This window comes from Streptomyces montanisoli, from assembly GCF_017813245.1.
Classification (GTDB): Bacteria; Actinomycetota; Actinomycetes; order Streptomycetales; family Streptomycetaceae; genus Streptomyces; species Streptomyces montanisoli.
On record NZ_JAGIQL010000158.1, the window covers coordinates 1 to 13,610 of the forward strand.

13 protein-coding genes and 1 pseudogene are annotated in these 13,610 nt (G+C 70.9%); 8 read left to right on the forward strand and 6 right to left on the reverse strand.

The window, feature by feature from the left end; all coding sequences use genetic code 11:
• Window positions 1–192 (forward strand): annotated as a pseudogene (locus tag JFN87_RS27080) (CHAD domain-containing protein); the annotation flags it as partial.
• Window positions 193–235: 43 nt separating this feature from the next.
• Here the strand turns inward: JFN87_RS27080 and JFN87_RS27085 are convergent.
• Window positions 236–1,765, reverse strand: coding sequence for an MFS transporter (locus tag JFN87_RS27085; RefSeq protein ID WP_209344076.1), 1,530 nt, complete (start codon window positions 1,763–1,765; stop codon window positions 236–238).
• A 95-nt stretch (window positions 1,766–1,860) separates the two neighbouring features.
• On the opposite strand from JFN87_RS27085, the gene JFN87_RS27090 reads away from it, so the two are divergent.
• The 5 genes from JFN87_RS27090 to pstB all read left to right on the forward strand — a co-directional run bounded on the left by JFN87_RS27090 (window position 1,861) and on the right by pstB (window position 6,882).
• A complete protein-coding gene (locus tag JFN87_RS27090; protein WP_209344078.1) occupies window positions 1,861–2,388 on the forward strand; it encodes a winged helix-turn-helix transcriptional regulator in 528 nt (175 codons plus the stop codon).
• A gap of 281 nt (window positions 2,389–2,669) precedes the next feature.
• Window positions 2,670–3,821 carry a phosphate ABC transporter substrate-binding protein PstS gene (gene pstS, locus JFN87_RS27095; protein WP_209344080.1) on the forward strand — a complete coding sequence of 384 codons (1,152 nt, stop codon included), beginning with the start codon at window positions 2,670–2,672 and terminating at the stop codon, window positions 3,819–3,821.
• A gap of 159 nt (window positions 3,822–3,980) precedes the next feature.
• On the forward strand, window positions 3,981–4,997 hold the full coding sequence (gene pstC / locus JFN87_RS27100; protein ID WP_209344082.1) for a phosphate ABC transporter permease subunit PstC: 1,017 nt from the start codon (window positions 3,981–3,983) through the stop codon (window positions 4,995–4,997).
• On the forward strand, window positions 4,994–6,070 hold the full coding sequence (gene pstA / locus JFN87_RS27105) for a phosphate ABC transporter permease PstA (protein ID WP_209344084.1): 1,077 nt from the start codon (window positions 4,994–4,996) through the stop codon (window positions 6,068–6,070). Before pstC ends, pstA begins: the two co-directional genes overlap by 4 nt.
• A gap of 35 nt (window positions 6,071–6,105) precedes the next feature.
• Window positions 6,106–6,882, forward strand: a complete 777-nt coding sequence (gene pstB, locus JFN87_RS27110; protein WP_209344086.1) for a phosphate ABC transporter ATP-binding protein PstB — start codon at window positions 6,106–6,108, stop codon at window positions 6,880–6,882.
• Between the two features lie 145 nt (window positions 6,883–7,027).
• On the opposite strand, the gene rph is transcribed toward pstB, so the two are convergent.
• Complete coding sequence (gene rph, locus JFN87_RS27115) at window positions 7,028–9,727, reverse strand: rifamycin-inactivating phosphotransferase (RefSeq protein ID WP_209344088.1); 2,700 nt, start codon at window positions 9,725–9,727, stop codon at window positions 7,028–7,030.
• 143 nt (window positions 9,728–9,870) lie between these two features.
• Here rph and JFN87_RS27120 point away from each other — a divergent pair, with 143 nt between their 5' ends.
• Complete coding sequence (locus JFN87_RS27120) at window positions 9,871–10,362, forward strand: GNAT family N-acetyltransferase (RefSeq protein ID WP_209344090.1); 492 nt, start codon at window positions 9,871–9,873, stop codon at window positions 10,360–10,362.
• A 25-nt stretch (window positions 10,363–10,387) separates the two neighbouring features.
• On the opposite strand, the gene JFN87_RS27125 is transcribed toward JFN87_RS27120, so the two are convergent.
• Both JFN87_RS27125 and JFN87_RS27130 read right to left on the reverse strand, forming a co-directional pair.
• Window positions 10,388–11,386 carry an inorganic phosphate transporter gene (locus JFN87_RS27125; RefSeq protein ID WP_209344092.1) on the reverse strand — a complete coding sequence of 333 codons (999 nt, stop codon included), beginning with the start codon at window positions 11,384–11,386 and terminating at the stop codon, window positions 10,388–10,390.
• 5 nt (window positions 11,387–11,391) lie between these two features.
• Window positions 11,392–12,012, reverse strand: a complete 621-nt coding sequence (locus tag JFN87_RS27130) for a DUF47 domain-containing protein (RefSeq protein WP_209344094.1) — start codon at window positions 12,010–12,012, stop codon at window positions 11,392–11,394.
• 186 nt (window positions 12,013–12,198) lie between these two features.
• On the opposite strand from JFN87_RS27130, the gene JFN87_RS27135 reads away from it, so the two are divergent.
• Entirely contained in the window at window positions 12,199–12,576 is a 378-nt protein-coding gene (locus JFN87_RS27135) for a metal-sensitive transcriptional regulator (protein ID WP_245181922.1), read from the forward strand.
• Between the two features lie 42 nt (window positions 12,577–12,618).
• On the opposite strand, the gene JFN87_RS27140 is transcribed toward JFN87_RS27135, so the two are convergent.
• Together JFN87_RS27140 and JFN87_RS27145 are read right to left on the reverse strand one after the other, a co-directional pair.
• Window positions 12,619–12,819, reverse strand: coding sequence for a hypothetical protein (locus tag JFN87_RS27140; RefSeq protein ID WP_209344096.1), 201 nt, complete (start codon window positions 12,817–12,819; stop codon window positions 12,619–12,621).
• An 88-nt stretch (window positions 12,820–12,907) separates the two neighbouring features.
• The coding region (locus JFN87_RS27145; RefSeq protein ID WP_209344098.1) for an SCO4651 family lipoprotein at window positions 12,908–13,610 on the reverse strand (703 nt) is incomplete at its 5' end.

Here is a 13,610-nt window from a genome sequence, read left to right on the forward strand (position 1 = left end):
GCCCTCGACCGTCACCGCGACGCGGCCGAGGCCGCGGCCGCCGCGGCGAGCGCGGCCCGCACGCCGCGGATCGCCCCGGCCACCGCCTACGCGCTCGGGGTGCTCCACGCCGACCAGCGCCTGGAGGTCGAGGCGGCCCGCTTCGCCTTCCAGCGGCTCTGGCAGCAGCACGCGGCCGACGCAGCATCCTGAGAGCACGGTCCCGCGCCTCGCCCGCCCCGCGCGTCGCACCGGATCAGGACCCGGCGGGCCCGTCACCCCGGCGGCCCCGCAGCACCAGGACCAGGAGAGCCCCGAGCAGCGTCACCGCCGCCATCACGACGATCGCCGTGTCCGCCCCGCGCGCGGTGGTGCCCGCCGAGGTGACCAGCGCAAGCATCAGCGCGACGCCGACGGACGACCCGATGTAGCGGGCGGTGTTGTTCGCCCCTGAGCCCATCGCGGCACGCTGCGGCGGCACCGACTCGACGGAGAGCCGGGGCAGCGCCGCGTTCAGGAGGCCGCTGCCGAGGCCCGCGACGAACACGCCGGGCAGCAGCCGCGCCTCCGACGAGGCGCCCACGGCGCCCAGCATGGTGAGGATGCCGGCGGCGTGCAGCACGAAGCCGGCCGCCATCTGGTGGCGTACGGCGAACCGGGCGTGCAGTCGCTTGGCCTGGTACGCGACCACCGCGGCCGTCCCGGCCCACAGCACCACGATCCAGGCCGTCTGGAACACCGACAGGTGCAGCACGCCCTCGACGACGACGGGCAGGTAGCTGAAGAACCCGATCACCGCGATCCCGGTGAACAGGGCGCCCAGCACCGACGACTGGAACGGCGTGTGCTTCAGCAGCCCCAGGTCGACCAGCGGGGCCGCCGAGCGCCGCTCGATCAGGGCGAACACCGCGAGCAGGACGACCATGGCCGCCAGCAGGAGCAGCACGGGGGCGGCGAGCCAGCCGTTGCGGCCCAGCGTCAGCGCGGTCAGCAGCGCGGTGAAGGCGAGCCCGAGGGCGGCCGCGCCCGGCAGGTCGGGACGGGCGCGGTGCGCGGCGCGCGACTCGGACAGGACCCGGGCCGCGTACACGCCGGCGCCCAGCGCCGCCGCGCCGAGCACCAGGTAGAGGGCGCGCCAGCCGAGACCGTTCAACGCGGCGGCGAGCAGCGGCCCCAGGGCGATGCCGCCGCTGACGGCGGCGCCCCAGGCGCCGGTGGCCCTGAGGCGGGAGGGACCGGCGGGGAACGCGTGGGCTATCAGCCCGAGGCTGGCGGCCAGGATGGCGGCGCTCGCCGCCCCCTGGGCGACGCGGGTGAGTGTGAAGAGGAGGGTGTCATCCGTGAGGGCGCTGAGGGCGGTGGTGACGGCGAGGCCCACCGTGCCGATCAGGAACAGCCGTCGCCTGCCGAAGTCGTCCGCGAGGCCGCCGGCCACGAGCAGCACCGCCGCCAGCCCGAGCGGTGTGCCGTTGAGCAGCCAGGCCTGAGCGGACAGCGAGGTGTGGAAGGTCCCGGAGAGCGTGGGCACGGTCAGCAGCGGGGCCGTATAAACCATGAGCGCCACGAAGGTGGCGACGAGCGTGGCGAGCAGCGTGCCGCGCGCGTTCGGCGCGGGAGCGGGGTGGTCGGTCACGCGTCCCTGCGCAGCTTCCTGGGGAGCCACGCCGGGAGCCGAGGCGGAAATCGGGGCGGAAGCCTGGGCGGGAGACTCGCCGGGGGCCGGGCCGGGAGCCACGCCGGCCGTCCAGGTGCCGGTCGCGGCGGCGGAGTCGAGTGGTCGGGACATGGCCCGTCTCCCTTGTGAGTTCGGTGATTGAACCTGTGACGTCGAGGGTAGCACCATAGGTTCAATGAACGAACTCATGCGAGTAGACTGGAGTCATGGCTCTCGGCAAGGACTACGCGCAGCAGCACTGCTCCATCGCCCGCGCGCTCGAGGTGGTCGGCGAGCGCTGGACGCTCCTCATCGTGCGGGACGCCTTCTACGGAGTCCGCCGCTACAAGGACTTCCTGGTGCACCTCGGCATCCCGCGCGCCGTACTGGCCGCCAGGCTCCAGTCGCTCGAACAGGCCGGCGTGCTGGAGAAGCGCCGCTACCAGCAGGCGCCGCCGCGCGACGAGTACGTGCTGACCGACGCGGGCGCGGCCCTGTGGCCGACGCTGTTCTCGCTCGGGACGTGGGCGAGCGGCCACCTGGAGGGCATGGACGTCCCGCGCTCCTTCCTACACGCGGCCTGCGGCTCGGAGCTCGGCGCCTACGGGCAGTGCCCGGCCTGCGGTGACGTCGTCACCGCAGGCGACGTGGTGCTCGCCCCGCGCCCCGGCCTCGACCCGAACCCCGGCAACCCCGTGAGCAGGGCACTCCTGGAGCCGCACCGGCTCCTGACACCGCTCGACGTGGACCGGTAGGCGAGTCGACGTGGACCGGTAGGCAAGCAGGCAGGGCGAGCGGGCGAGCCCCCCGGGAGCGCGTCCGGACGACACACGAAGGCGGCACGAGCGGTGCCGCCCGGGACGGAACCAGGCCGTCCCTCACGGTTCACCGTGCGTTCATTTCCCCCCGTCGGCGCCTTCATCTCATCTGCCTAATTTCGGGCTTACACGGTGCCGGCCGAACGCCGCACCACGAACCCGACGCACGCCGCCCTCCGTTCCGTACGCACGGCGGCTCCTGGAAGGAACGACCCCAAGTGAAGCTTCTGCGCAAGAACGGGCTGCGTGCCACCGCGCTCGGTGCCCTCGCCGTCTCCGGCGCCCTGGTTCTCACGGCGTGCGGCTCGGACGACAACAGCGGCGGCAGCGGCAGCGGCAGCGCGAGCGCCGGCACCGGCGCGAGCGCGTCCGCGGCCGGCTCCGCCGACTGCGGCAAGGGCTCGGGCAACCTGCTGGCCTCCGGCTCCACGGCCCAGCAGAACGCCATGGACCAGTGGGTCAAGAACTTCACGCAGTCCTGCTCGGGCATCCAGATCAACTACAAGGGCATCGGGTCGGGCGCGGGCGTGCAGCAGTTCCTGCAGGGCCAGACGGCCTTCGCCGGCTCCGACTCCGCGCTCAAGCCCGAGCAGATCGCCCAGTCCAAGAAGATGTGCACCGGCGGCCAGGCCATCGACCTGCCCATGGTCGGCGGCCCCATCTCCGTCGTCTACAACGTCCCCGGCGTCGACAACCTGACGCTGGACGCGAAGACCATGGCGCAGATCTTCAACTCGAAGATCACCAAGTGGAACGACCCCGCGATCGCCAAGCTGAACCCGGGCGCCAAGCTGCCCTCCACGGCGATCCAGCCCTTCCACCGCTCGGACGACTCCGGCACGACGGACAACTTCACCAAGTACCTGATCGCCGCCGCGGGCAGCGACTGGCCCTACTCGGGCGGCCAGACGTGGCAGGCCAAGGGCGGCCAGTCCGCGCAGGGATCCGCCAACGTCACCGCGCAGGTCAAGCAGACCACCGGCGCCATCGGCTACACCGAGCTGTCCTACGCCAACGCGAGCAAGCTCTCGACCGTCGCCCTGGACACCGGCGCGGCCCAGCCCGTCAAGATCAGCTCCGACGCCGCGTCCAAGGCGATCGCGGACGCGAAGGTCGTCGGCACGAACGGCGACCTCGCGCTCAAGATCAACTACACCACCAAGGCGGACGGCGCCTGGCCGATCACCCTGGTGACCAACGAGATCGTCTGCGACAAGGGCAACAAGCAGGCGACGCTCGACGCCACCAAGTCGTTCCTGACCTACATCGCGAGCGCCGACGCCCAGAAGCAGATCACCTCGCTGGGCTACGCGCCGCTGCCGGAGAACATCGCGAGCCAGGTCCGCACGGCGATCAAGTCGCTGTCCTGACCCGGCCGGCCGTCCTCCCCGCCGAACCCCTGCTCATCCGCTACCCCTGATTCGTGTACGGCGGGTCCCCGCGCGGCCGGCGCCCGCGGGACCCGCGTACATCCGGTGCACCGCCGCCGGGGGAGCCCTGCTCCCCCACCCAGACCGGAGACCTCACCCATGGACATGACGCAGACGGCCGACGCGCCGCCGCCGAGCCCGCCCCAGCCATCCGCGAAGCCGGAAACGGAGGTGCGGGAGCGCCCCGCGCTCCGGGCCGGCGACCGCCTGTTCCTCGGCCTGTCCGGGGGATCCGGCATCCTGCTGCTGGTCCTCATGGCCGCCATCGCCGGCTTCCTGAGCTACCGCGCGGTCAACGCGATCTCCCAGGACCACGGCAACTTCTTCACCACCTTCGAGTGGAACACGGACACCACACCGCCGGTGTTCGGCATCGCGGTCCTCGCCTTCGGGACGATCGTCAGCTCGATCATCGCGATGGCCGTCGCGGTGCCGGTCTCCATCGGCATCGCGCTGTTCATCACGCACTACGCGCACCGCAGGATCGCCTCGCCGCTCGCCTACGTCGTCGACCTGCTCGCGGCCGTGCCCAGCATCGTCTACGGCCTGTGGGGCGCGCTGTTCCTCGTCCCGCACATGAACGGCCTCGACCTCTGGCTCGACCGGTACTTCGGCTGGACGTACGTCTTCGACCAGTCGACGCCGGGCTCCGCCGCGCGTTCGCTGTTCACGGTGTCGATCCTGCTCGCGATCATGATCGTGCCGATCATCACCAACGTGAGCCGCGAGGTGTTCCGGCAGGTCCCGCGTGCCCACCAGGAGGCGGCGCTCGCCCTCGGGGCGACCCGCTGGGAGGTCGTGCGCCTCTCGGTGCTGCCGTTCGCGCGCTCCGGCATCATCAGCGCGTCCATGCTCGGCCTGGGCCGCGCGCTCGGCGAGACGATGGCCGTCGCCACCGTCCTGTCGTCCTCCTCGGTGCTGTCGCTGCACCTGCTGGACCCCGAGGGCGGCACCTTCGCGCAGAACATCGCCTCGCACTTCGGCGAGGCCACGAACTTCGGGCGCGACGCCCTGATCGCCGGCGGCCTCGTCCTCTTCGTCATCACGCTGATCGTCAACGGCGCGGCCCGCCTGATCATCGCCCGCCGCAAGGAGTACTCGGGGGCGAACGCATGAGCCACACCGCAAGCGACCTGACCGCGCCTCAGGCGCGCCCGCAGGGCCGCCTCGCGCAACGCAGACTCCCCCGCTGGACGCCGCTCGCGATCGCGGTGGGCGCGGTGCTCGCAGGCGCCGGCATCGGCGCGGGCGCGGGCCTCGGCAGCCACGTGCAGTGGGGGCTGATCGCGCTGATCCTCTTCGTCGCCGCGAACTACACGCTCACGCGTGCCGTCGAGGGGCGGCGGCAGGCGAAGGACCGGGTCGCCACCAGCCTCGTCTACGCGTGCTTCGTCCTCGCCATCGTGCCGCTGTACTCGCTGATCGAGACGACCGTCGCCAAGGGCGTCAAGGTACTCAACGGCACCTTCCTCAGCCACTCCATGAGCGGCGTGCTCGGCACCCAGCCGGGCGGCGGCATCTACCACGCGATCATCGGCACGCTCGAACAGGTCGGCATCGCCACCGTCATCGCCGTGCCGATCGGCGTGTTCACCGCCGTCTACCTCGTCGAGTACGGCAAGGGCGCCCTCGCCAAGGCCATCACGTTCTTCGTCGACGTCATGACGGGCATCCCGTCGATCGTCGCCGGCCTGTTCGTCCTGTCCTTCTGGATCCTGATCCTGGGCTTCGGCTTCTCCGGCTTCGCCGGGTCGCTGGCCCTGACGATCCTGATGATGCCGATCGTCGTGCGCTCCACCGAGGAGATGCTGCGGCTCGTGCCGAACGAGCTGCGGGAGGCCTCCTACGCGCTGGGCGTGCCCAAGTGGCGCACGATCGTCAGCATCGTCGTCCCGACGTCCATCGGCGGCATCATCACCGGCGTCGTCCTCGCCATCGCGCGTATCGCGGGCGAGACCGCGCCGGTGCTGCTGCTGGTCTTCGGCAGCCAGGTGATCAACAACGACCCGTTCAACGGCCCGCAGTCGTCGCTGCCGTTCTACATCTACGAGCAGTACAACCTGGGCAACACGGCCAGCTACGACCGCGCCTGGGGAGCGGCCCTCGTGCTGATCATCCTCGTGATGATCCTGAACCTGATCGCCCGCGGCATCGCCCGCCGGCAGGCCCCGAAGACGTCCGGCCGCTGACGCGGCCATCCACCACCTGATTGCGAGCAGTACCCATGGCCAAGCGCATCGACGTCAGCGGACTCAGCGCCTTCTACGGCGGCTTCCGCGCCATCGACGACATCTCGATGACCGTAGAACCCCGCACCGTGACGGCCTTCATCGGCCCGTCGGGCTGCGGCAAGTCGACCTTCCTCCGCACCCTCAACCGGATGCACGAGGTGACCCCGGGCGGCCGCGTCGAGGGCAAGGTCCTGCTGGACGACGAGAACCTGTACGGCTCGGACGTCGACCCCGTCTCCGTGCGCCGCACGGTCGGCATGGTCTTCCAGCGGCCGAACCCGTTCCCGACCATGTCGATCTACGACAACGTGGCGGCCGGCCTGAGGCTCAACGGCAGGCGCCGCAAGCAGGAACTCGACGAGATCGTCGAGAAGTCCCTCACCGGCGCCAACCTGTGGAACGAGGTCAAGGACCGCCTGGGCAAGCCGGGCGCGGGGTTGTCCGGCGGCCAGCAGCAGCGGCTGTGCATCGCCAGGGCCATCGCCGTGGAGCCCGACGTGCTGCTGATGGACGAGCCCTGCTCGGCGCTCGACCCGATCTCCACGCTCGCGATCGAGGACCTGATCGGCGGCCTCAAGGAACGCTTCACGATCGTGATCGTCACGCACAACATGCAGCAGGCTGCCCGCGTCTCGGACCGCACCGCGTTCTTCAACCTCGCGGCGGTCGGGCAGCCGGGCAAGCTGATAGAGATCGACGAGACCGAGCGCATCTTCTCCAACCCGTCGGTCCAGGCCACGGAGGACTACATCTCCGGCCGCTTCGGCTGACGGGCGACTGTCCTGGGCCCCGGCCCCGGCCCCGGCGTTTTCCGAGCCTCCCGCGGTGCTGCATGGCGGTGTCACCGCGGGACAGGGCCCGCCCTCCCCGGAGGGCGGGCCCTTCTTCGGCCCTTCTTGCCGTCAGGTCCCGCCGTCAGTGCAGGATCTCGACGTACCCGTCGCTGCCGTGCACGCGGATCCGCTGCCCGTCCCTGATCAGCCCGGTGGCGCCCGCCACGCCCACGACGGCCGGAAGGCCGTACTCCCTGGCGATCACCGCGCCGTGCGTCATCAGGCCGCCGACCTCGGTCACCAGACCCGCGATCCCGACGAACAGCGGCGACCAGCTCGGGTCCGTGTGCGCCGTGACCAGGATGTCGCCGGCCGTCAGGTCGGCCCGCGCCATGTCGAGGACGACGCGGGCCCTGCCCTCGACCGTCCCGGCGGAGACCGGCAGCCCGGCCAGCGCACCGGCCGGCACGTCGTCGCGCCGGTACGAACCGGCGACGGCCTCGCCCTCCGACGTGAGCACCCGGGGCGGTGTGAGCGCCTGGTACGAGCGGAACGCGTCCTTGCGCCGCCCGAGGAGCCGTTCGTCGACCCGCCGCGTGCGCACGGCGTCGTGGAACTCCTCGAACGTGAGGTAGAAGACGTCCTCCGCCTCATGGACCACGCCGGCCCCCGCGAGGCGCCCGGCCTCCGCGAGCAGCGCCCGCTTGTAGACGAGGTAGCGGCTGACGATGTCGTACTTCGGGTACTCCCGGTACCCGATGAACGTACGGACCCGGTCGATCATCCGCTTCGTCCCGTCCGCCTTGGCGTCACCGTCAGGCAGTGCGCGCAGCCGCGCCAGCACGTCCCGTTCCTTCCGCTCGGCCTCCTGCCGGCCGTGCTCGAAGCGGCGCGCGGCGGCGCCCGGCTCGAAGTTGCGCACGTTGTCGAGGATCACGGGCACGAGCGTTTCGGGGCGCTCGCGCCAGCGCGGCCGCGTGATGTCGATCTCGCCGACGCAGCGCATGCCGTACCGGTCGAGGTAGGCCTCGATGGCGTCACGGGCCGCGGGGCCGCCCTCGATCTTCGCCAGCTCGTCCAGGAAGCCGCCGTCCCCGGGGCCCGTTTCCGCGGCGCCGTCGACGCCCCGCAGGAACGCGACGACCCGCGGGTACGGGCGGATCACGTCGGCGACGTCGAGCAGCGCGAGACCCATCTCCGACGTGACGTTGCCGGGCGCGGACAGCGTCAGCGCGTCGACGGCGTTCCTCTCGCCCAGCCACTCGTCCAGCTTGTCGCCCAGCCACCAGGTGGCCTCCATCCCCGCCATGATCACCTGGATGGAGAGCGGGTCGGTGAGCACCCGCTTGTGCTCCGCGAAGGCCTCGTGCAGGAAGTCGAACAGCGCGGGCCCGGTCTTCGCCGCGATGTCGCGTTCCAGCACGCCGAGGGACGCCCGGCTGCGCTCGATCAGCCCGGTGACGATCGCCGGATCGGTCTCGATCGGGGCGGAAGCAGCGGCTGCGGCGGGCTTGGCGTCCCCGGCGGGCTTGGCGCTCCCGGCGGGTGGCCCTGCGGGGTCCGCGTCCGAGGGCGGTGGGAGGAAGCCGTCGCGGCCGAGTACGGTCTCCAGCGCGTCCCTCGTCAGCGGGTCGCCCCTGCCCACGAGGTCGACGAAGGCGGCGCGGCTCGCGGGCGAGGCCAGGCGCCGGGTGGCGTCGACGAACAGCCTGCCGCCCGCCTCGACCATCGGCGCCATGGCCGTGAGCCGCCACATGGAAAGACCCAGCGGCCTCATGGCATCGGTCATCATCTGCTGGTGGCCTACGGAGAGGTAGACGTGGTTCTCGTCGTCGCCGGCCTCGGGGACGGGGAAGAGCGTCGTGATCGGCCGGCTCTGGACGATGCTGAAGCCGCCGTCCACCAGGCACCACTCGATGTCCTGCGGGCGGCCGAAGTGCGCCTCGATCCGCCGTCCGAGTCGTACGAGCGCCACGACCTGCGCGTCCGTCAGCGCGGGCTCCTCGCGCCACCGCGGGTCGACCGCCACCTCCTCCGTGCCACCGCCCGGCAGGGCGTGGACGGCGCGGTGCTTGGCGGCGAACGTCCTGGCGACGACCTCGCCGTGGCGGACGGTGAAGACGTCCGGGTTCACCAGTCCCGAGACGAGCGCCTCGCCGAGGCCGGGGCCCGCGTCCACGGTGGCGGTCCCGCGGTTGCCGGTGACGGGGTCGGCGGTGAACAGGACGCCCGCCGCCTGCGGGAAGACCATCCGCTGCACGACCACCGCCATCCGGACCGCACGGTGGTCGATGGAGTTGCGCCGGCGGTAGGCCACGGCACGCTCGGTGAACAGCGAGGCCCAGCACCGGCTGATGTGCCGCAGGACCTCGGCGGCCCCCACGACGTTGAGGTACGTGTCCTGCTGGCCGGCGAAGGAGGCCGTCGGCAGGTCCTCGGCGGTCGCGCTCGACCGGACGGCGAAGGCGGCGTCCCCGCCGGTTTCCTCGCCGAGCCCGGCGAGCGCGCGGGCGATCTCCTCCGCGACATCACCCGGGACCGGGGTCTCCTCGATGGCCCGGCGGATCTCCGCGCTGAGCGCGCGCACCGCCTCCCGGTCGTCGGGATCGCTGCCCGACAGCCGGTCGAGCAGGTCGTCCATCGACGGCGCGTCCGCCATGATCCGCCGGAACGCGTCCGTCGTGACGCAGAAGCCGCCCGGCACGCGGACGCCCTCGATCCGGGTCAGCGCGCCCAGGTTCGCGCCCTTGCCGCCGACGACGGCGATCTGGGTCTCGTCGACGTCTTGAAGGTCCCGCACGTACACACGCACGTATGCCCCGTTTCCGCAGGTTGTGGCCATGGCCGACGATGCTGCGCCACGATGGGGGCCTTGTGGCAAGCCCCCCTGTGCGCTATAAGTTGAGAGTGGCAAGGAGAGGATCTCGTCCTCCTTGCCTTTGTTATTGCCTTTGCCTTTGCCGCGGCGGCGAGCATCCTTGACGGATGCACATCAGGGAAGCCCACGCGCAGGACTGGGCCGCCATCTGGCCCTTTTTCCACACGATCGTCGCCGCGGGCGAGACCTTCACCTATCCGTGCGACCTCGACCAGGAGCAGGGGCGCGGGTGGTGGCTGCTGGCGCCGCCCGACCGCACGGTCGTCGCCGTGGACGAGGCTGGGACGGTCGTAGGCACGGCGAAGATGAACCGCAACCAGGCGGGCAACGGATCACACGTCGCCAGCGCCAGCTACATGGTCGACCCGGCGCACGCCGGGCGCGGGATCGGGCGCGCACTGTGCGCGTACTCGCTGGAGTGGGCGCGCGAGGCGGGGTTCCGCGCGATGCAGTTCAACGCCGTCGTGGAGACGAACGTGCACGCGGTCGCGCTCTACCGGTCGCTCGGCTTCGCGGTGGTGGGCACGGTCCCCGAGGCGTTCAGGCACCCGGCCGAGGGCTACGTCGGCCTGCACGTCATGCACCGCGCACTGCCCTGAACGGCGGCCGCGCGCAGGGCCCTGCTCAGCCGAAGATCGCGCTGATGATCCAGTAGACGATCGCCGCCACGGCCCCCGCCGCCGGCATCGTGATGAACCAGCCGATCACGATGTTCCTGCCGACCCCCCACCGCACGGCGTTGACGCGCTTCGTCGCGCCCACGCCCATGATCGCCGACGTGATCACGTGCGTCGTCGACACCGGCGCCTGGAAGACGTACGACGTCGTGTACAGGATCGACGAACCCGTGAGCTCCGCCGCGAACCCCTGCGGCGGGTCCAGCTCGATGATCTTGCGGCCCAGCGTGCGCATGATCCGCCAGCCGCCCGCGTACGTGCCGAGCGACAGCATCAGCGCGCAGACGATCTTCACCCACACCGGGATGTTGCTCGTCGAGCTCTCGTCACCCGCGATGACCAGCGCGAGCACGACCACGCCCATCGTCTTCTGCGCGTCCTGCAGTCCGTGCCCGAGCGCCATGCCGGCCGCCGACACCGTCTGCGCGATCCGGAAGCCGCGCTTCGTCTTGTGCGGGTTGGACTTCCTGAACAGCCACAGGATCGCCACCATCACGAGGTAGCCGACGATCAGGCCCACGACGGGCGAAAGGATCATCGGGATGACGACCTTGTCGATCACCCCGGACCAGATGACCGCGCTGCCGCCCGCGAGCGCGGCCCCCACCAGGCCGCCGAACAGCGCGTGCGACGACGAGGACGGCAGCCCGAGCCGCCAGGTCACGACGTTCCAGACGACCGCCCCCGCCAGCGCGGCGAAGAGGATGCCCATCCCCTGGTTGCCGTGCGGGGTCTCGATCAGGCCCTTGCTGACGGTCTCGGCGACGCCCTGCCCGAGGAACGCGCCGGCCATGTTCATCACGGCCGCCATGGCGAGCGCCGCACGCGGCGTGAGGGCGCGGGTCGACACGGAGGTCGCGATCGCGTTCGCGGAGTCGTGGAAGCCGTTGGTGTACGTGAAACCGAGCGCGACACCGATGGTCACGATCAGCGCGAGGGTGTCCACGAAGCTCAGGACTCCTTGACCGCGATGGTCTCCACCGTGTTCGCGACGTGCTCGAACGCGTCGGCGGCCTCTTCGAGTACGTCCACGATCTGCTTGAGCTTGAGCACGTCCATGGCGTCGTACTTGCCGTTGAAGAGGTGCGCGAGCAGCTTGCGGTGGATCTGGTCGGCCTGGTTCTCCAGCCGGTTGATCTCGATCCAGTACTCGGTGAGGTTGTTCATCGTGCGCAGGTGGGGCATCGCCTCGGCGGTCAGGTCGGCTGCCCTGCTCAGGACCTCGATCTGCTCCTCGACGCCCCGCGGCAGCTTCTCGATGTTGTAGAGGACGACGAGATCGACGGCCTCTTCCATGAAGTCCATGATGTCGTCGAGCGAGGAGGCCAGCGTGTAGATGTCCTCGCGGTCGAACGGCGTGATGAACGAGGAGTTCAGCTGGTGGAAGATCGCGTGGGTCGCGTCGTCACCCGCGTGCTCCGCGGCCCTCATCCGTTCGGCGATCTCGGCTTTCGCGGATGAGTCCGCACCGAGGAGTTCCATCAGGAGTTTGGAGCCCGAGACGATGTTGTCCGCGGACGCGGCGAACATGTCGTAGAAGCTCGTCTCCCTGGGGGTAAGACGAAAACGCACCTGGAGTCCTCGGGGTCCCTGGAATTTCGGTCAGGCTGATGCTAGATGAGTGGGGTCCCAGTGTCGCTCATCCTGCGGGACCACCCTGAAGGACCCCCTGACCCAACCTCCCCGTAGAGGTATCATATACCCGCAGGGGGTATAACCACCCAAACGGACAGCAACGGGACCATGACGGAGGACGCCATGACGACCACGGACGCGGCCGACGCGACCGGCGAAGCGCCCTCCCAGGCGCCGCCCGCCCCGCACCCCGGGCACGGCCCCCACGACGAGCACCAGGTGTACGGCTACCACAAGAGCAAGGACGAGCACCTCAAGCGGCTGCGCAGGATCGAGGGCCAGATCAGGGGCCTGCAGCGGATGGTCGGCGAGGACGTCTACTGCATCGACATACTCACCCAGGTGTCGGCGTCCACGAAGGCGCTCCAGGCGTTCGCGCTGCAACTCCTGGAGGAGCACCTGCGCCACTGCGTGGCCGATGCGGCCGTCAAGGGCGGCGCGGAGATCGACGAGAAGGTCGAGGAGGCCAAGCAGGCCATCGCCCGCCTGCTGCGCACCTGACCCGGGACGTGAGATATCCGACGCGCGTGCCGCGCTCGCGCGTCAGGCGCCCCTGCACCGGTCCTGCTGCCTGAGGCGCGCGGCGCGGTCGGCCTCCACCTTCAGCACCTCGTCGATGCGGTCGGGGCTGAGCCGGTCCCCGTCCGCGTCGGACGCCGCGATCATCAACTCGCCGCACAGCTCGATCTCGACCAGGGCCACGTGGTCCTGAACGGTCGGCGTACGCAACGGAGCCACGTGCATCACCTCTCTCGGTCGGTACCGGCTTCCTAGCGTAGGGAGGTTGATACGCACCGCGCATGGCACTTCCGGACCATTTAGCGCTCTATTCTCATCCCTCGACACGCCCCGAGTAGATGTCCCCGCGCGGCGGCAGCCTCACCGGCACCGGCGTGCCGAAGTCGTACAGCAGCGTCGTCGAGTACACCGTCACGGCGCCGCCCTTGTTGACGTAACGGAAGCGCTGCCTCACCTTGCGCAGCCGCCCCGCGTCGTCCAGGTACGCGTCGAAGGGGACGGTACGCGAGGCGAAGCCGTGCACCGCCGCCTTCAGCGCGCCCCGCGCGTACGGCGCCGCCTGCCTGCCCGCGGTGGAGAGGTCGGCGACGCCCTCGTAGTGCCGCACCTCGGTGCCCGCCAGGTCCTCCTCGCCCTCGTACGACACCTTCGTGGCGGTGCGCAGCAGCTCGGCGGCGGCGAGCGGATCGGTGGCGCCGCCGGTGACGAGGTTGCCGTCGTCCAGCGACGCGGCCTCGATCCGCACCCACTTGTCGGCGGGCACGCCCGCGCCGCGGTTCTTCATGTAGAGCAGCGACGGCGACAGCAGCTCCGTGATCGGCCGGTGCTCGGAAGCGCCGGCCGGGTCCTTCGGCAGCGTGACGGTGAGCGTGCCGATCCGGTCGCGGAAGTCGTAGCGCCCCTCGCCGCGGATCGTGACGCGCGTGCCGCCCGAGGCCATCTCCATCGACGTGGCGAGCCTGGCGCCGCCCGCGGCCGCCAGCGCGTCCGCCGCGCCCCGCACCGCTGACGTCCCG

What these genes read in the sequence shown, in the direction of transcription:
- JFN87_RS27085 (WP_209344076.1), bottom strand. Translation starts at nt 1,765, where the DNA reads ATGTCCCGACCACTCGACTCCGCCGCCGCGACCGGCACCTGGACGGCC.
- JFN87_RS27090 (WP_209344078.1), top strand. Translation starts at nt 1,861, where the DNA reads ATGGCTCTCGGCAAGGACTACGCGCAGCAGCACTGCTCCATCGCCCGC.
- pstC (WP_209344082.1), top strand. Translation starts at nt 3,981, where the DNA reads ATGGACATGACGCAGACGGCCGACGCGCCGCCGCCGAGCCCGCCCCAG.
- pstA (WP_209344084.1), top strand. Translation starts at nt 4,994, where the DNA reads ATGAGCCACACCGCAAGCGACCTGACCGCGCCTCAGGCGCGCCCGCAG.
- pstB (WP_209344086.1), top strand. Translation starts at nt 6,106, where the DNA reads ATGGCCAAGCGCATCGACGTCAGCGGACTCAGCGCCTTCTACGGCGGC.
- rph (WP_209344088.1), bottom strand. Translation starts at nt 9,727, where the DNA reads ATGGCCACAACCTGCGGAAACGGGGCATACGTGCGTGTGTACGTGCGG.
- JFN87_RS27120 (WP_209344090.1), top strand. Translation starts at nt 9,871, where the DNA reads ATGCACATCAGGGAAGCCCACGCGCAGGACTGGGCCGCCATCTGGCCC.
- JFN87_RS27135 (WP_245181922.1), top strand. Translation starts at nt 12,199, where the DNA reads ATGACGACCACGGACGCGGCCGACGCGACCGGCGAAGCGCCCTCCCAG.
- JFN87_RS27140 (WP_209344096.1), bottom strand. Translation starts at nt 12,819, where the DNA reads ATGCACGTGGCTCCGTTGCGTACGCCGACCGTTCAGGACCACGTGGCC.